The following is a 17,566-nucleotide window of genomic DNA, read 5'->3' on the forward strand; positions in this document are numbered from 1 at the left end:
TCGGCGTAGTCGGCCAGCAAGCCGGCGTAGTCGCCCCGCCAGTAGCGCAGCGCCGCGCGGCGCGTCTCCACGTCGGCCCGCGTGCCGCCGAACAGCCACGGCGCCGTTCCCGCGACGTCCAGGGAGCGCTCCAGCTCGGTGTAAGCGGTCTCCGCGCTGTCGAAAGAGAACGTCGCGATCTGCTGCTCGGCCCGCGCCACGCGGCGATCGAGGCGGCCGGCCGCCGCCACCGCGGCCGCGATCCCGCCCAGGATCAGCGCCGTGACCAGGTACTGGAATGCCGCCTTCATCAGGGGAACCTCCGGAAGTGCCGGACACCGAGGGTCAGGGTCGCCGCGGTCAGCCAGAGCAGGACCGCGGCCAGCGCGAACGGACCGAAGCGCGGCTCGTGGGCGGTGTAGCGCCGGACGCGGATGCGCCCCTCGGCCAGCTCGTCGATCTCGTGGATGGCGGCGAGAATGGCGTCCTCGTTCTCCGCCGGAAAGAACTTCCCGCCGGTCCGCTCCACGGCCAGCTTCCACTGCTGGTCGGAGATGACCTCGCCGAGCGCCTGGTCGTAGGCGGTGCGGATGAAGTAGACCGGAATCTGGTTGTCGGCGGCTTCCTGCATGATCGCGTCCAGCGTCAGGTCCTCGAACCGCGCGTGGGTGTCCTGCCCGTCGCTGAAGATCACCATCAGGTTGCCGGCCGCGCCGAGGAAGTCGAACGTCCGGAAGAGCTGCACGCCGCGGCTGATGGCGTTCATCACCAGGGTGCCGTGGTCCGGAAAGCGGCGGTACTCCTCCGGGGTGCCGATCAGGCTGATGCTGAGCAGGATGTTCTCGTAGTCGGTGGTGAACGGGGTGACGATGTACGCCTCGTTGCCGAACTGCACCAGCGACGTCAGGTCGTGGTACGGCCCCTCCATGCGGCGCCGGACGAAGTACTCCGCGGCGGCGACGTTGGCGAGGAAGGTGTTCCCCGCCGCCAGCCGCTGGGTCGCGAAAGCGGTGTTCATGCTGAGTGACGCGTCGATCAGTATCGCGATGCGGTGGCCCGGATACGATTCCTCCTCCTGCACGAGCGCGGTGTGCGGGTCGGCCAGGGCCACGGCGAACAGCGCGAAGCCGGCCAGGAAGATGGCGAACGTGACATGCCGGACCGACGCCAGGTGCGCCCGCGACGCGAGCCGACGCGCCGGCAGGGCGGGCAGGACGATGTTCGCCGCACCCGGGGTCCGCGGCCGCGCATGGCGCCAGAGCAGCATGGCGAGGGCGACGACGGCGAGCCCGCCGGCCACGACGACGGCCGCGTCACGCCGGAGCAGTGAAAGCCCCGCGCCGTCGAGCAACCGGAGCTCGGCCAGCATCTCGCCCAGCCGCGCGAGCATCGCGCTCAAGGTCTCCATCGGTTCGCGGCCCACTGCTTCCAGTTGCGGTACAGGCGACTCGCGCGGCGCACCGGCTCGAACAGCTCGACCTGCAGCGACTGCAACACCTCGATTCCCGCCTCCAGGTGGGCCGCCAGGTCACTCGCCGCCACAGCGGGAGTCGGATTACCGGCCGGCACCTCGGACACGGAGCCGTACCGCGCCCCCGCGAAGCCGGCCAGGCCGACGCGCAACGTCTCGATGGCGGGTGCGCCCTCCGCGGACTCGACACGCACGCGCGGCAGCTCGCCGTCGATGTCCCGCGCGGTGAGCGCCGAGGAGACGAAGACCGTCTCCCGACCGAACAGCCCCCGCCGCACCGGCAGCCGGCCTTCCGGATCGACCGCCTTCCCGGCGACCGCCGCGCCGCCGACCGCCGTGCCGGCGGCCCGCTGCGCCACGGGCCGTCCCAGCGCCAGCGCCGCGGCAATGCGAAGCGCTGCCAGCGCCCGCGCCACCAGGTCGCCGGTCCAGCCTTGCGCCGCCGTCGCGTCCCGCACCGCCCGCAGCTCGCCGAGCGCCGTGCGGGCCACCCGCCAGGCGGGCACGCCGTCCTCGCGCACCGCCGCCACGCCGCGCCACTCGCGCCGCACCCCGACCGCTCCGAGCAGGAGCACCCCGGCGGCCGCCACCCCGATCGCCATGGCTGCGATGCCGATCAGGTTCGCCCGGAACAAGCGCGCCTCGACGTCGCCGAACGTCTCGCCCGGCAGCTCCCGGATATCGACCGCCGTGGCCGGCACGAGCGACAGCACCCGGACCGACTCGGGCGGCAGGACATACGCCAGCTCCCGCCCCTCGGTCGCCGTGCCCCCATCGATCGAGCGCTCGATGCGGTAGCGGAGCTCCAGCGCCGGCAGCTCCACGTCGAGGCCGAAGTAGTCCTCGCCGATGATCCGCAGCGCGTAGCGGTACTGGAAGAAACGGCGCGGCCCGCGCACCACGTCGTCGTAGCGCTCGCCGTCGAGCACCTCGAACGGCGACACGCCGAGCGTCTCCGGCTCGAGCCACGCCAGGTCGGGGACCACGCGCGCCGTCTCCGTATCGACCACGGCGCAGGTCAGCACCATGTCGAAGCGCTCGCCGACGTGGACCGCGTGACTCGCGATGCGCCGCCAGCACTGCATCGCCTCGACCGCCACCATGTCCGGTCCCGGCTGGGCCGCGGCGGGCGCGGGCCAGAGAGCGGCGACCAGCAGCAGGCCTCCGCCCGGAAGTCCGCGATTCCACATCGCGCCACGACGACACGGACGAGCGATCCCGCCATGCACTCCCGATCTCCGACGCCTCTGCAACACGCTGCCTCCCCTCGTCAGCGCTTCCGCAGGCGGCGGTCGGCCAGGAAGTCGACCACCTGGTGATGGAACCGCTCGGCGTCGGCGCCCAGCCGCAGCACCTCAAGGCCGAGGCCCACCGCCTGCGCTTCCACCCCATCCTGCCACGCCGCCACCCGCTCTGCGAGCCGGCGCACGTCCTCCGCCGACAGCAGCCGCGACTCGCCCGTCTCGACGTCGCAGCCCTCGACCCAGCCCGCCGACAGCTCCGGCAGCTCGAAGGCATGGCGGCTGTCGATCAGCACCACGAACACGTCGTGGGTCGCGTTCAGCGCCAGCAGCTCCTCGAGCAACGGCTCCGTGTCCTCGAAGAGAAAGTCCGACACCACCGGCACCATCGACGGCTTGCGCAGCAGGCCGAGAAAGCTGTCGTCGATCCGCCGCGGCTCGTGTGCCGAGCGCTCCAGCACCAGGTCCTGATACGCCTCCAGGCAGTGGATCGCGTGGTTCCGGCCGACCTGCGGCCGCACCAGCAGCCGCCGCGACCGCGCATCGAACGTGATGAGGCCCACCCGGTCCTGGAAGAACGCGCCGGCCAGGGCCAGCGTGCCCACGGTCCGGGCGATGACGGAGGCGATCGGCGCGCCCGCGGCCCCACAGCGGGTCGACAGCGACGTGTCGGCCACGATGACGAGGCGCGCCGTGCTCTGCTGCTCGAACTCGCGGGTCACCAGCGGGCTGAAGTTGGTCAGGGTCGACTGCGGCCAGTCGATCGACGTCAGCCGGTCGCCGGGCTGCCAGTCGCGCAGTCCCGCGAACTCGAACCCCGCGCCCTGGAAGACGCTGGGATGCGCGCCCGCCATGTACTCGCGCATGCGCCGCACGATGACCAGCTCGATGTCCTGAACCTCGGTCCAGCTCACGAGCTCGTCGCCGGTGCGGACGCTCACGGGATCGGCACCTGCTCGATGATCTCGCCGATGACGGCGTCGACCGAGACCCCCTGACCGGCCGCGTGCGGCGCCAGCCAGACGCGGTGGCCGAGCACGTAGCCGGCCAGGTCCTGCACGTCCTCCGGGTACACCTCCGCCCGTCCCCGCGCGAGCAGCGCCCACACCTTCACCAGCCGCCCCCAGCAGATCGTCGCGCGCGGCGATCCGCCCAGATCGACGTAGCGCTCCACCAGCTCCGACGGCGAGCGCCGCCGCCAGTCCGTCTCCTCGTCGTAGGGCCGCGAGGCCGCCACCAGCCGCTGGATGTAGCGGGCGATGGCGTCGTGCAGAAAGACCCGCTCGGTGATGCTCGACCGCAGCTCGACCACCCGCTCCTTCGACATCAACCCGTCGAGCGATACCTTCTTGAAGTCGAAACCGACCAGCCGCTCCTCCTCCTCCGGCGGCAGGTAGCCGATGTTCACCATGATGGCGAAGCGGTCGGTCGCCGCCTCCGACAGGGGGAAGGTCCCCTGCCCCAGCTCGATCGGGTTCATCGTGGCGATGGCGAAACTGAAGGACGGCAGGCGGTAGGTGTCCTTGCCGACGGTCACCGTGCGGTCCTGCAGACCCTCCAGAAACGCGCTCTGCGACTTCAGCGGGATGCGGTTGATCTCGTCGAGCAGGATCACCTCGGCCGAGGCCAGCGGACCGAACTCGGTGATGAACTGCCCGGTCGCCGGATTGATCATCTGGAAGCCGATCACCTCGGTCGGCTGCAGGTCCGCGCGGCCCTGCAGGCGCGCGAACTTCGCGCCGCTGATGGCGGCCAGGATCACGCCGAAGAACGTCTTGCCCACTCCCGGCACGCCGCGCAACAGCAGGTTGCCGGCGTTGACCTGCCGGTTCTCATCGGCATCGTACGTGGTCGGGATCTCCGACAGCAGGACGGTGTTGGCCAGCACCTTCTCGCGCTCGTAGCCGACGAGCGCCTTGGCGCCCTCGGCGACGATCGCAGCGTGGAAATCGATGGCCTCCTGCAGATCCGCGTGCATCTCTGCGTGTGATCCTAGCAGTCGTGAACGCCGGGCAGACGCGCTTTCAGCGCGGGACGGAGTCGTGTCCGCTCACGACACAGGTACCTGTCCCGCCCCGCCGTGTATAATTCTCTGTTCTGCTTCCCGGACGTCCCCATCGTCCAGAGGCCTAGGATCCAGCCCTTTCAAGGCTGAGACACGGGTTCGAATCCCGTTGGGGACGCCACCCTGCCACCAATAAATTCTTTATTCGTAGCAACTTTCGGGACGCCACGAGCAAGAGGTGGAATTGAGCGGGGACCCCTGCGAGACTGACGGGACACGACCAGAGCGGGTCGGACGGGCGCGATTCTCCGCCAATTCTTGCGGTGATAGGATGGAACCATGTTGGACGTGAACATCGTCGAGCTACTGACGCTGGCGACGTCGCTGGTGGCCGCGATCGGCGTGCTGGTGGTAAACGCGAAGCTCGACAAGCTGGCCGGCAAGGTGGCGACCCTTGAGGCCGGCCACCACGCGCACGTCAACGCGCCCGGCCTGCACCACTAGACCGCAACAAGCCGCAGACGGCGCGGGGCGTTCCCAAGCGGCCTGAGGGTGCAGCCGTGGAGGGCGAGCAGCCCGGCATCCCATCTGTGATTGAGCCGGTGGCCGATCGGCTTCCACCGGATCGTCCCGCCTCGGCCGTCAACGCTTCCGCGGCACACGCTGCCCGCGGTCGCCATCGCCAAACCAGCCGGAGGTGTCCGTCTCTCGACACGCGGCCGATGACCGGGCGGCCGGGGCGGAGCGGGGCGAGACGAAGTGTTCCCTGCCGACCCGTCGCCACCGCCGCCGCTGCGCGCGGAAGCGTTCCACGACCGACCTGCGGCTCTCGCCATCCCGAGCCGGCGGGGCGTCAGATGGGCGATCTCCTTGTCGTGGCGCGTGATGGCCACCGTCTCGCCGCTTCTACGGCGCAAGTTCCTGGCGTGGGAACCGGGCGATCCCGTAGCTGCCCCTGATCCCGCCGATCCAGATCTCGTCGTTCGCCTCGATGGCCACGGTGCCGACCTGGAAGAACTCGTTTCCCTTGTAGTCCACCAGTTGCCGGACCTCGAACGTCGTCGGATCGACCTCGGCCACGCGCGCGGCCGACAGCTCACAAGGATCGAGGTCCCCGCACTGGGTCAGGTGACCGGCGACGATGACCTGGCCGGTGGGTCCCCAGCGCACGTTGTCGACGTTGAAGCCAACCGGAATCCGGTCGACGCGCGGCGGACTCTGGCCGCGTGACAGCCGCACCAGCGCCCGATCGCTCCAGCCCCCGATGTAGAACCACTGCCCGTCTTCCGAGGACACGAGACCGTTGGGACCGGGCATCCGGCTGCCGGGCACTTCGACCCAGCCCGTCGTGGGATGCCATTCCCAGAGCTCCCCGCCTGCGCGGTCGAAGTTCGTCGCGCCGAGATAGCCGTCGGGCAGCGCCGTAATGGAGTTGATGCGGGCGGTGCCCTCCGGCGCCGGAATGCATCCGATCCACTTCATCGTGGGAACGGCGCCGCCGACATCCAGCGCAAAGACCTCGATGGCCTCGCGCGCGCCGTGACCGACGACGTAGAGGGTATGCACATCGCCGCCGCCCTCCCGCAGGGTCAGTCCGTGCGGCTGGAACACGTCGTTCGGACCGGGGCAGGCGCTGTAGGTATCGCGGTCGTGCTCCGGCGGCAACGCTCCCGCGGGAAAGATCTCCTGGGCGCTGTGATCACCAAGGTTCACCGCGTAGACGGGACCTTCCGAAGCGGAGTATCGCCCCGATGCGATTACCCAGGGGGCGTCCGGAACCCGGTAGAGGTCTTCCGGATTGGTCGTGCCGCAGACGAAATTCACATCTCCGGCGGGTTCGCAGGTCTGGGCGTCGAGCGGGTCGCCGACAAAAGCCAACACCGACGCGAGGAATACGAGCACTCGCAACACGGCACACCTCCATCCTTTCGTGACGCCCCGAAGTATACCAACGCGCGCCGGCTCGCCGGCCGGCGACCACCCGACGTCGCCGGCGGGATGGGCCGTTCCGAGCCCGATCCGGTCAGCGTGCGCCTTCGCGGATCACGTCCGCCGACGGCCCCCGCACGTCCCAGACCACACCGAGCCACGACAGCAGCACGACGCCGTAGTGGGTGAAGTCGACCTCCCACCAGTAGAACCCCTGGCGCTCGGAGGCCGGGTAGCGGTGGTGGTTGTTGTGCCAGCCCTCGCCGGCCGTCACCAGAGCGAGCCAGAAGCTGTTGCGGCTGGCGTCGTTCGTCTCGTAGCGGCGGCTGCCGAGGCAATGGCCGATCGAGTTGACGGCGAAGGTGACGTGGTAGAGCAGCGTGGTGCTGCAGAACAGCGCCACCACGACGAGCTGCCCGCCGCTCACGCCCAGCCCCGGGTAGGCGGCGCCGAGCCAGTGACCGAGTCCGAAGAGCGCGACGCCCAGAATCACCGGTGCGACGTAGTGGTGCTCGTCGAGCCAGCGCAGCTCCGGGAACTTCGCGAAGTCGCGGATCCACTCGACCCGCGTCCGATCGTTGCCGGCGGCCATGATCCAGCCGGCATGCGCCCACAGGATCCCCTTGACGCCGGGCGGATGGACGTCCTGCGCCGTGTCCGAGTGCCGGTGGTGCCAGCGGTGGTGCCCACCCCACCAGAGCGGCCCGCGCTGCGCGGCCGAGGCGCCGAGCCACGCCAGCACGAACTGGAACGCGCGGCTCGTCTTGAACGCCCGGTGGCAGAAGTAGCGGTGGTAGCCGGCGGTCAGCCCGAACATCCTTGCGAACAGCGTCACCAGGCCGATGGCGACGGCTGTGCCGGAGACGCCGGTCCAGAGCACCAGCAGGCAGGCGAGCTGGATGGCGAGGAACGGCACGTTCCTGAGCCACTGGATCCGCTCGGGATCGAACGCTTCGGCGGCGACAGGTCCGACAGTCCGGGTCACGCTTGCATCCGACACGTGGGCACTCTCCCTTCGCGCGCTTGCGGAGCGCACAAGCGCCGGATTTTATCGCATCCATCGCCCCGCCGTTCCCGTTCGGCCCCATCCGGGGGAGCATCCGAACAACCGGGACCGAGTACAATCAACGAGTCGACGCTGTACCCGTCAGGCAGGATCGCAAACATGGCCGTCATGCTGTCCGAGACATACGAAGCCTTCAAGGAGGCGGGCGCCTCCGACGCGCGGGCGCGCGCCGCCGCCGAGGAAATCGCCGCGTTCGAGTCTCGGCTCATTCGCGTGGAGACGAAGCTGAACATGGTACTCAGCGGTACCGTGGCACTGATTGTGGGCATGATCACCCTTGTAATCCGCTCCTTCATCAGTTGAGTCGAAGGACGCGATGTGCGACGATGGTGCCATGCTGCGGACCGGACGCCGACAGGTAGTCGCCGCCGCCGGCTGCGTCCTGCTGGCGACCATCGTCTTGTGCCCGCTGATGGCGACCGCGGCGGCCGTGCCCGCGGCATCCAGTTGTCACGATCGGCCTCAGGATCACCACGGCGACACCTCTGCCGCGTTCACCTGCTGCGCCACCGTCGTCGTGAAGCCATCCGTGCAGGCGGCCCATGAAGGCGACGCGGCTCTGCCGCCCGCTCTCGAGGGCGAGCGGCACGCCGCACCGTACACGGCGGGGTGGCTCGCCGACCATCCGCGGCCCCAAGCCGTCTCGCCGCCGCTGTTCCTGCGGCACGCCTCTCTGCTGCTCTGATCGTCCGTCTCCGTCACGCCCGCCGTCTTTCCGCCCGAGCGCGCCGGTTCGGCGCACGTCCGCGTGCCGCCGCGACCGGGTTCCCGCACACCGGAACGGTCGTGGGGACCACGCCCGGCGGACAACCGATGCCGCCTCGAACACGAGGAAAACCGGGGACGATCACATGCACGCATCTCTACCGCGGCGCCGCACCGCCCGACTCGCGGCCGCCCTGATCGCCGCAAGCCTGCTCTCGGCCCTCGCCGCCGCCCAGCCGGCAGCCCCGGAGGACACGCTCGACTTCTACGCCGTCGCGCCGGATCTGCGCCACTACGTGGCCGGGGCGGTGGAGCGCAACCCGACGGTCCTCGAGGCGCAGGCGCGCTACGAGGCCGCCCGGCAGCAAGTGCCGCAGGTTACCGCCCTGCCCGACCCCGTGATCAACTTCACCCAGGCCCTGCGCAGCGTGGAAACCCGCGTCGGCCCGCAGCTCAACAGCGTCACGCTGACCCAGGCCTTTCCGTGGTTCGGCACCCTGGAGCTGCGGGGCCGGGTCGCCGTGCTGGAGGCGACGGCCCTGCTTCACCACTACGAAGCGAAACGCCGGGACGTGGTCGCGCGGGTCAAGGAGGCCTACTACGACCTGGGCTACGTCGACGCCGCGCTCGGTCTCGCCGGCGAGGAGCAGTCGTTGCTCGAGCACTACGAGACGCTGGCCAGCGCCCGCTACGCCACCGGCCAGGGCCTGCAGCAGGCCGTGATCCGGCTGCAGGCGGAGATCAGCCTCGTAGTCGACCGGCGATACGCCCTCGAGCGGCAGCGCGCTGCGCTCACGACGCACCTCAACACGCTGCTCGACCGCCCCGCCGAGGAGCCGGTTCCCATAGTGCCTCCCCCGACCCGACCCGCTGTCGAGGTCGACCGGGAGCAGCTCTACCGCCTGGGGGAGCGGCACCGCCGCGAGCTGCGGGCGGCGAGCGCGCGCATCGAGGGCAGCGAGCAGGCCATCGAGCTGGCGGAGATGCATGCCCGGCCGGGCTTCACCGCCAGCGTGGGCGTGACCAACGTCGGCCGCCGCGACGATCGCGCCGGTCTGCCGCTGCCGCCGGACAACGGCAGGAACGCCGTCACCCTCTCCGTGGGGGCATCGCTGCCGCTCTGGAGCGCCCGCTACCGGGCCGGCGTCGAGCAGGCGAACGACGAGTTGCGGGCGTACACCCGGCAGCGGGCGGCGGCGCGCAACGCCATGGAGATGGAGGTCCAGGAGGCGGTCGTCCGGCTGGAGACCCTGGACCGGCAGATCGACCTGCTCGACACCGTGCTGATCCCGCAGACCGAGGAGGCGCTGCGCGCCACCGAGACCGCGTACGAGACGGGGCAGCTCGGCGTCCTCGAGCTGCTCGACAGCGAGCGCACGCTGATCGACGTGCGCACGATGCGCGCGCGCTACCTGTCGGACCTCCTCATCGCGCTCACCGCCCTCGAACGCGCGATCGGCACGCGGGTGCCGCTCACCGGGAGAACGCCATGAAGAACGCAATCGCGGTCGGCGTCGTCAGCTTCGGACTGGGCATCGCGGCCACGATGCTGGCGACGGTCGGCCCCGCTGGCCGGCAATGGTCCACCCGCGTCTTCTCCTCTCTCCATGAAGCTCCGGCGCCCTCACGCGCGGCGCCCGCCGAGGCGCCGATGGAAGGCGACGAACGGGAAATTCTGTACTGGCGCGCGCCGATGGACCCGACCTTCACGTCGGACCGGCCGGGCAGGTCGCCGATGGGCATGGACCTGGTGCCCGTGTATTCGAGCGACGCCGGGAGCCTGCCGCCGGGCACGGTACGGATCGACCCCGGCTTCGTGCAGAGCATAGGCGTCCGCACCGAGCCGATCACCCGGCGCAACGTCGCGCAGACGATCCGCACGGTCGGCACCCTCGCCCACAACGACCGGCAGATCGCCTGGGTCAACACGAAGTACGACGGCTGGATCGAGAACGTGGCGGTGAACTACCTCGGCGAGACGGTCGAGGAGGGACAGGTGCTCTTCGACATCTACAGCCCGCAGCTCGTCACCACCCAGATGGAGTACCTGCAGGCGGTCGACTACGCCGCGCGGCTGGAGACGTCCGCGTACCCCGCGATCGCTGAGCGGGCGCGCTCCCTCGTCGCCTCGACCCGCGCGCGGCTCAACTACTGGGACATCGCCGACGCGCAGATCGCCACGCTGGAGCGCGAGCGGACCCCGCGCCGCACGCTGTCGGTCCTCTCGCCGGTCACCGGCGTCGTCGTCGAGAAGCTGGACCAGGCCCTCGACGGGATGCACGTGCGGGCCGGCATGAACCTCTACAAGATGGCCGACCTGACCACCATCTGGGTCGACGTCGAGGTCTTCGAACACCAGGTCGAGGCGATGCGCGTCGGGCAGCGGGCGCGCGTCGAGCTGCCCTACCTGCCCGGAAGGCCCTACACGGGATTCGTCCGCTACCTGTATCCGCACTTCGATGAACAGACGCGCACGATGACCGTCTCCATCGAGCTGGAGAACCCCGACCTGACGCTGCGCGCCGGCATGTACGCCAACGTGACCTTCGACGTGCCGGTGGCGCGCGACGCCCTGACCGTGCCGGAGGAGGCGGTGATCCGCGGCGGCACCCGCGATCTGGTGGTCCTCGAGCGGTCACCCGGAACGTTCCAGGTCGTCCCCGTCACCCTCGGCCGCTACGGCGCCGGGGTGTGGGAGGTGCTGGAAGGCGTCGAGGACGGGGACACCATCGTCGTGTCGGCGCAGTTCCTCATCGACTCCGAGAGCAACCTGACGGCGGCCATCCGCACCCTCGACTCGGGCATGGATGTGCCGGGCATGCCGGTGATGCCGGCCGGCGGCCGGGCCGCGTCGGACATGCCCACGGAGCACCGGCACGGCGAGGAGCACCTGGCGACGCCCATCGGCGAGCAGGCGACGCCGGACATGCCCGCGGAGCACCTTCTTGGCGCGGAGCAAGTGTCGTCGCCTCCCAGCAGAGCGGGCGACATGCCCACGATGCCGGCCGGCCACCGGCACTGACGTCGAGCGGGAGAAGAACGATGCTCGCCAGGGTCATCGAGTGGTCGATCGGCAACCGCTTCTTCGTGGTCCTCGCCGCGGTGTGCATCGCGTTCGGCGGGATCTACGCCTTGCGGGCGATGCCGCTCGACGCGCTCCCGGATCTGTCCGACGTGCAGGTGATCATCTTCACCGACTACCCGGGACAGGCCCCGCAGGTGGTCGAGGACCAGGTCACCTACCCCATCACGACGCAGATGCTGGCGGTCCCCTCCGCCACCGTGGTCCGCGGCTACTCGTTCTTCGGCTTCTCGTTCGTCTACGTGATCTTCGAGGACGGCACCGACCTCTACTGGGCGCGCAGCAGAGTGCTCGAATACCTCAACTACGTCGGCGGCCGCCTGCCCGCCGGCGTCACGCCGACCCTCGGCCCCGACGCCACCGGCGTCGGCTGGGCCTACCTGTACGCGCTCCGTTCCGACGAGGTCGACCTGGCCGAGCTGCGCTCGCTCCAGGACTGGTTCCTCAAGTACGAGCTGACCGCGGTGCCCGGCGTGTCCGAGGTCGCCAGCATCGGCGGCTTCGTCAAGCAGTACCAGATCACCGTCGACCCGAACCGCCTGCGCGCCTACGACATCCCGCTCTCGCGCATCCGCAGCGCCGTCCAGCGGAGCAACAACGACGTCGGCGGGCGGGTGCTGGAGATGTCCGAGGCCGAGTTCATGGTGCGCGGCGAGGGTTACATCCAGGGGGTCGACGACGTGAAGCGGGTGGCGCTGGGGGTGGACGACTCCGGGACGCCGATCTCGGTGCAGGACGTCGCCACGGTGCAGATAGGACCGGACATCCGCCGCGGTCTGGCCGAACTGAACGGCGACGGCGAGGTGGTCGGCGGCATCGTCGTCGTCCGCTACGGCGCGAATGTGCACGACGTGGTCGAGCGGGTGAAGACACGCCTGGCGGAGCTGCAGTCCGGCCTTCCCGAGGGGGTCGAGATCGTCCCGGTCTACGACCGGACGGCCCTGATCGAACGCTCCATCGACACCCTGCAGGAAAAGCTGCTGGAAGAGATGGCGATCGTCGCCCTGGTTTGCGCCGTCTTCCTGCTGCACGTGCGCTCGGCGCTGGTCGCGGTGCTGACCCTGCCGCTGGCAGTGCTGATGGCCCTCATCGTGATGTACCTGCAGGGCATCAACGCCAACATCATGTCGCTGGGCGGCATCGCGATCGCCATCGGCGCGATGGTGGACGCCGCGATCGTGATGGTCGAGAACGCGCACCGGCACCTGGAGCGCGACGGCGGCCGCCTGCCGCACTGGCAGATCGTCACCCGCGCCGCCACCGAGGTCGGCCCCACCCTGTTCTTCGCGCTGCTGGTCATCACCATCTCCTTCGCCCCCATCTTCACCCTGGAGGCGCAGGAGGGCCGGCTCTTCAAGCCGCTGGCGTTCACCAAGACCTACGCGATGGCCGCCGCCGCCCTGCTCTCCATCACGCTGGTCCCCGTGCTGGTCGGCTACTGGATTCGCGGCCGCGTCGTCTCCGCGCATGCCAACCCGATCGCGTGGCTGCTGATGGCGCTGTACCGGCCCGCGCTGCGGCTGGTGCTGGCGGGGCGCTGGGTGGTGGTCGTCGTGACGCTGGCGGCGGTCGGCGCGACCGCAGTCCCCTTCTCGCGGCTCGGCTCCGAGTTCATGCCGCCGCTGTGGGAGGGCGACCTGCTCTACATGCCGACGACCCTGCCGGGGGTGTCGATCACCAAGGCGCGCGAGATCCTGCAGCAGACCGACCGCATCCTGCGGACCTTCCCGGAAGTGGAGCACGTCTTCGGCAAGGTCGGCCGCGCCGACACCGCGACCGACCCGGCGCCGCTGAGCATGCTGGAGACCACCATCAAGCTCAAGCCGGAAGAAGCCTGGCGGCCCGGCATGACCCCCGAGCGGCTGACCGACGAGATGAACCGCGCGATCCGGTTCCCCGGCGTCACCAACGCCTGGACCATGCCGATCAAGACCCGCATCGACATGCTGTCGACCGGCATCAAGACCCCGGTGGGCATCAAGATTTCCGGACCCGACCTCGCCGTGCTGGAGGAGGTCGGCCGCAACGTCGAGGCCGTGGTCCGCGAGGTGCCGGGAACCCGTTCGGCCTACGCCGAGCGCGTGATGGGCGGCAACTACCTGAACTTCTCGGTCCGGCGCGACGAGATCGCGCGCTACGGGCTGACCGTCGGCGACGTGCAGGACGTCATCCAGTCGGCCATCGGCGGCATGAACATCACCACGACGGTGGAGGGCCTCGAGCGCTATCCCGTCAACCTCCGCTACAGCCGCGACCTGCGCGACAACCCCGCGGCGCTGCGGGACATCCTCGTGCAGACCCCGACCCGGCAGCAGATCCCCCTCGGCCACCTGACCACCATGTCGTTCGTCAAGGGACCGCCGGCCATCAAGAGCGAGCAGGCGCGTCCCAACGCCTGGGTCTACGTGGACATCGAGGACGTCGACGTCGGGACCTACGTCGAGCGCGCCCGGCAGGCGGTGGCCGCGCAGGTGGCGATCCCCACCGGCTACAGCCTCGGCTGGAGCGGCCAGTACGAGTACATGGTGCGCGCGCAGGAGCGGATGCAGCTCGTGGTGCCGATCACGCTGCTCCTGATCTTCCTGACCATCTACGCCAGCACCCGCTCGGTCGCGCGGACACTCATCGTGCTCTCCGCCGTGCCGCTGTCGCTGATCGGCACGTTCTGGCTGCTGTACGTGCTCGGCTACAACCTGAGCATCGCCGTCTGGGTGGGCATCATCGCGCTGGCGGGTCTGAGCGCGGAGACCGGGGTGGTGATGCTGCTGTACCTGGACCGCGCCTGCGACGCCGCGCGCGCTGACGGTCGACTGACGACGCTCGCCGAGCTCCGCGAAGCAGTTTTCGAAGGTGCGGCGCGCCGCGTCCGGCCGGTGGTGATGTTGAGCGCCACTACCGCGTTCGGGCTACTGCCCATCATGTGGAGCACCGGCACCGGAGCCGACGTGATGAAGCGGATCGCGGCGCCGATGGTCGGAGGCGTGGTCACGACGGCCGTCGTCGTCCTGCTGGTGTTTCCCGCGGTCTACTGCATCTGGCGAGGCTGGGGCCTGCGGCGCACCTAACCAGGCACGCCGCGCTCGCCGGCGCGATGCTCTCGGATCTCGCACAGTCCCTTGAGAACTTCCGCAGCGATGTTGCGTTCACCCATTCTTGATCTCCTCGACTACCTGCCGCCACGAGGCCAACTCCGCCGACGAGCACGACGACTTGCGCGACCTACGGCGAAACACCGCCCTCAACGCGATCAGCTAGCGGGCGCTTCCGTCATGAAGTACGGCTTGCGGGAAGCATCGCCGTTGATCAGGGCCTCGATCTCGTCGAGGTCTTCCAGGAACTCGCGGGCGGGCACCCTCCGGTAACGCCAGCAACTGAATGTCGGCCCTCTCGATTCACCAACTGCTTCACGGGCCCGCCGTACCAGTTCAAGCGCCTTCGACCTGTCGCCGGCCACCCAGTTGGCAATCGCGAGGCACTGCAGATAGTTGGGATGCTCGTCGGACGGCGAATCGTCCTCCCGATCGAGTTCGACTACCTTTGTGAACGGCTCGCTGGCGATCTCTTCGGTCGCACCCCACACCGCCATCCCGTAATTGAACGCATCCTGTACATCCATATCTGCGACGCCGCGTTCCCGGTCGCGGAGCAGTTTTGCCGCCGTCTTGCACTTCCCGAGCCCGATATGGCGCAGAGCAAGGACAGAACGCGCCCTATCACGTTGCTGCTCCCCGAGCTCCCGATCCTCGAGAATCGGCTCCAGGATGGACACCGCGACACCGATTTCATCCGGCGTCTCTTCAAGCGTGCTCGCGATCCAGATCCTGTCGTCGAGACTCAGGGCCACGACGGCAACAGACTCCGCAACGGCTCGCAACCCGCCCGGAGCCACCAGGGATATGGCCTCCCGAACGAGCGGAGGCGGCACGTCATCGGAATGCAGAACGCGCAGTGCATCCTCGCCCGCCCCCGCGGCATCTCCGCGGTCGGCCCTGAAGTACGCCCGCTTCAGATACGCCTGCGGCGGCTCATGGCCGGCGGCGATCGCGCGGTCGAAAAGCGATCCCACGGTTTCCGATCGGCGCCGGTACTCCTCCAGGAAGGCTCCCAGAGCGAACAGCACCTCCCCATCGCGTGCATGTACTCTCTCGATCTCCCCCAGCTTCCTGTCCATGACGTCAGGACGCTCGTACGCGACGCCACGCTGGCGCCAGCTTCTGCTCGCGCGCCCGACGTAGTCCAGTGCCCCATCGCGATCCGCCAGGTTGCGGCTGACGATCTCGCTGACGAGATCGCAGTACTCCTTTGCGAGGCGACTCCTCGGCCGGTCCTTCGTGAACACGACTTGGTTCAGCAGCGAAAGGCTGTCGTAGCGGTGCACGACCAGCGGACCGCGCCGGAAGTCCAGCTGCTCCCTGAACGCATCGATCTTCGCCTCGAGAATTCTGTCCTCGTCGTCCAGATCAGGAACGTTGGACATCACGAAATGCAGGTCGATAGGTGACGTGCGCGACTCGCGAGACTCGGCCCGGATGTCATGCACGACCTTCGACAGCCCGCGCAGGTTCTGATCGTTCGGGAAGAACAGGATCGCCACCGCATCGGGAAGCTGGCGGGTACAAATGCCGCCGGTATCCGTATGGCCGGTACGGGAATCGATGAGCACGTAGTCGGGTCTTACGACCTGTTTCCACTGTTCCTTGAGATCTTCGAACAACAAGTAGCCGTCATGCTGCTCGTACAGCGCCCCCCAGTCGATCCGGCTGAAATCCGCGGCGTACGTCGCCCGTTGCGCGCCGGACGGCATGATCCACAGTTGGCCGGCGCCGGCGCCGAAGCCGGGTGCTTCGCTGATGTATCGCTCAACGTTCGGAGCCCGCTTGGAGACCAGGTACTCACCGACGAAGTCGATGACCCCCGGAACGTCGTCCGCCGGACGCAGAACGCCGAACGTGTCGAGGCCGGGCGCTTCGAGGTCAAAATCGACGGCGAGTACGCGGCGCCCCCTGCGAACCAGTTCAACCGCCGTGTTGACGAGCGCCATTGTGCGCCCGACCCCACCCTTGAACGAATAGAAGGTCGTGACGTACACGGGATTCACACTGTGCAGGTCAGGCTACGAGCCGGAAAGGGGTCCGCCTGCGACGCCGCGCCGCGGACGCGTCGAGCATCCGGAAACGAGATGCGCCGACGGTCTCGGACGTCTCCGACGCTCCTGCATCTTCCATGTGTTGCAGCGCCTGTACGTTGCCGGGCGACGCCAGCAGGCGAAGATAGCGATCGTTGGCCCGGTTCTGAATCAGCAACCCGTTCTCCCAGCGGTTCAACGTCGCTTCGCCGAGCCCGGTCACCTTCGCGAACGCGACGCGCGACATGCCATGCAGAGCACGGATGCCGCGGACCTCCTTGGGCGCCAGAACGCCCAGATGCTGGCATATGGCCTCGTGCTGCAGCGTCTCGGCCTCGTGATCGAGGAACTCGAAACCGCACGATCGGCAGACGCGAACCGGGATCCTGGCCGTCACCTCGACAGCGGATGCGCCCACGCCGTGGATGAACGTGTGGTCGCGCCACACGGTGCCCGCCGGCCCGTCGCACTCGAAGCACGCCTGATCCTGCGGCGTCTCCCTGCCCGGCTTCGAATCGATGGCGGACAGCGCGGCGACGGACTCGTCAACCGGTGTTCTTTCATGCATGGTCGGAATAGTGAAAGCTGCGCCCGAGTACCCGGCCGGACCGCAGTTCCAGCTTCACGTAGACGAGCGGCGCGCCCGATCCGAGGTCAATCTTCATGACGTAGCCAGTGGCGCCCGGCGGCTTCCGCAATTCGACGACATCGACGGCGTTGCCATCCTCAAGTCGGGAGGCGATGAGCTCCCAGGCCCCGGCCTCGGTGAACGGCACGTCGAGTCCCCCTGCCGGATCCAGCACCTGCTGCGGCTGCCATCGCGCCGGGCGCGCGGCGCTGAATTCGGTCCGCCGGGCCCGGGGTCGCCGCGCGAGCAGAGCAAGCTGATGCCGAGTCGCTTCGTCGATGCTCACCGACGCTCCCCGACCGGCCCCAGCAGGACACAACCATCAAGGAAAACAA

13 protein-coding genes and 1 tRNA gene are annotated in these 17,566 nt (G+C 69.1%); 5 read left to right on the forward strand and 9 right to left on the reverse strand.

Annotated elements, in window-relative coordinates:
• Positions 1-289 precede the first annotated feature (289 nt).
• The 4 genes from F4X11_18765 to F4X11_18780 form a co-directional block, all read right to left on the reverse strand.
• Positions 290-1,378 (reverse strand): VWA domain-containing protein, encoded by a 1,089-nt coding sequence (locus F4X11_18765; protein MYN67046.1) that lies wholly within the window; start codon positions 1,376-1,378, stop codon positions 290-292.
• Positions 1,375-2,640, reverse strand: a complete 1,266-nt coding sequence (locus F4X11_18770) for a hypothetical protein (GenBank protein MYN67047.1) — start codon at positions 2,638-2,640, stop codon at positions 1,375-1,377. The genes F4X11_18765 and F4X11_18770 overlap by 4 nt, the downstream gene beginning before the upstream one ends.
• Positions 2,641-2,720: 80 nt before the next feature.
• Complete coding sequence (locus F4X11_18775; protein ID MYN67048.1) at positions 2,721-3,632, reverse strand: DUF58 domain-containing protein; 912 nt, start codon at positions 3,630-3,632, stop codon at positions 2,721-2,723.
• Positions 3,629-4,669 carry a MoxR family ATPase gene (locus tag F4X11_18780; GenBank protein ID MYN67049.1) on the reverse strand — a complete coding sequence of 347 codons (1,041 nt, stop codon included), beginning with the start codon at positions 4,667-4,669 and terminating at the stop codon, positions 3,629-3,631. The genes F4X11_18775 and F4X11_18780 overlap by 4 nt, the downstream gene beginning before the upstream one ends.
• Before the next feature lie 132 nt (positions 4,670-4,801).
• Here F4X11_18780 and F4X11_18785 point away from each other — a divergent pair.
• Positions 4,802-4,877 (forward strand) — tRNA-Glu (locus F4X11_18785).
• 725 nt (positions 4,878-5,602) lie between these two features.
• On the opposite strand, the gene F4X11_18790 is transcribed toward F4X11_18785, so the two are convergent.
• Together F4X11_18790 and F4X11_18795 are read right to left on the reverse strand one after the other, a co-directional pair.
• Positions 5,603-6,607, reverse strand: coding sequence for a hypothetical protein (locus tag F4X11_18790; protein ID MYN67050.1), 1,005 nt, complete (start codon positions 6,605-6,607; stop codon positions 5,603-5,605).
• Between the two features lie 112 nt (positions 6,608-6,719).
• Complete coding sequence (locus F4X11_18795) at positions 6,720-7,610, reverse strand: acyl-CoA desaturase (GenBank protein MYN67051.1); 891 nt, start codon at positions 7,608-7,610, stop codon at positions 6,720-6,722.
• A gap of 180 nt (positions 7,611-7,790) precedes the next feature.
• Between F4X11_18795 and F4X11_18800 the strand changes: the two genes are divergently transcribed.
• The 4 genes from F4X11_18800 (at position 7,791) to F4X11_18815 (ending at position 14,543) form a co-directional block, all read left to right on the forward strand.
• Positions 7,791-7,994 (forward strand): hypothetical protein, encoded by a 204-nt coding sequence (locus tag F4X11_18800; protein MYN67052.1) that lies wholly within the window; start codon positions 7,791-7,793, stop codon positions 7,992-7,994.
• Positions 7,995-8,233: 239 nt separating this feature from the next.
• Positions 8,234-9,889 (forward strand): TolC family protein, encoded by a 1,656-nt coding sequence (locus tag F4X11_18805; GenBank protein ID MYN67053.1) that lies wholly within the window; start codon positions 8,234-8,236, stop codon positions 9,887-9,889.
• Positions 9,886-11,418, forward strand: a complete 1,533-nt coding sequence (locus F4X11_18810) for an efflux RND transporter periplasmic adaptor subunit (protein ID MYN67054.1) — start codon at positions 9,886-9,888, stop codon at positions 11,416-11,418. Before F4X11_18805 ends, F4X11_18810 begins: the two co-directional genes overlap by 4 nt.
• A 20-nt stretch (positions 11,419-11,438) precedes the next feature.
• The gene (locus F4X11_18815; GenBank protein MYN67055.1) at positions 11,439-14,543 is read left to right on the forward strand and encodes an efflux RND transporter permease subunit; all 3,105 of its coding nucleotides are present in this window, start codon (positions 11,439-11,441) and stop codon (positions 14,541-14,543) included.
• Between the two features lie 182 nt (positions 14,544-14,725).
• Here F4X11_18815 and F4X11_18820 read toward each other — a convergent pair whose 3' ends face one another.
• The 3 genes from F4X11_18820 to F4X11_18830 are packed head-to-tail and all read right to left on the reverse strand — an operon-like array spanning position 14,726 to position 17,517.
• Positions 14,726-16,567 (reverse strand): ParA family protein, encoded by a 1,842-nt coding sequence (locus F4X11_18820; protein MYN67056.1) that lies wholly within the window; start codon positions 16,565-16,567, stop codon positions 14,726-14,728.
• A gap of 19 nt (positions 16,568-16,586) precedes the next feature.
• The gene (locus F4X11_18825) at positions 16,587-17,171 is read right to left on the reverse strand and encodes a helix-turn-helix domain-containing protein (protein ID MYN67057.1); all 585 of its coding nucleotides are present in this window, start codon (positions 17,169-17,171) and stop codon (positions 16,587-16,589) included.
• A complete protein-coding gene (locus tag F4X11_18830) occupies positions 17,164-17,517 on the reverse strand; it encodes a hypothetical protein (GenBank protein MYN67058.1) in 354 nt (117 codons plus the stop codon). Before F4X11_18830 ends, F4X11_18825 begins: the two co-directional genes overlap by 8 nt.
• Positions 17,518-17,566 lie beyond the last annotated feature (49 nt).

This window comes from Acidobacteriota bacterium (assembly GCA_009861545.1).
Lineage (GTDB): Bacteria > Acidobacteriota > Vicinamibacteria > Vicinamibacterales > UBA8438 > WTFV01.

What these genes read in the sequence shown, in the direction of transcription:
- F4X11_18770 (MYN67047.1), bottom strand. Translation starts at nt 2,640, where the DNA reads ATGTGGAATCGCGGACTTCCGGGCGGAGGCCTGCTGCTGGTCGCCGCT.
- F4X11_18780 (MYN67049.1), bottom strand. Translation starts at nt 4,669, where the DNA reads ATGCACGCGGATCTGCAGGAGGCCATCGATTTCCACGCTGCGATCGTC.
- F4X11_18800 (MYN67052.1), top strand. Translation starts at nt 7,791, where the DNA reads ATGGCCGTCATGCTGTCCGAGACATACGAAGCCTTCAAGGAGGCGGGC.
- F4X11_18805 (MYN67053.1), top strand. Translation starts at nt 8,234, where the DNA reads ATGAAGGCGACGCGGCTCTGCCGCCCGCTCTCGAGGGCGAGCGGCACG.
- F4X11_18810 (MYN67054.1), top strand. Translation starts at nt 9,886, where the DNA reads ATGAAGAACGCAATCGCGGTCGGCGTCGTCAGCTTCGGACTGGGCATC.
- F4X11_18815 (MYN67055.1), top strand. Translation starts at nt 11,439, where the DNA reads ATGCTCGCCAGGGTCATCGAGTGGTCGATCGGCAACCGCTTCTTCGTG.
- F4X11_18825 (MYN67057.1), bottom strand. Translation starts at nt 17,171, where the DNA reads ATGCATGAAAGAACACCGGTTGACGAGTCCGTCGCCGCGCTGTCCGCC.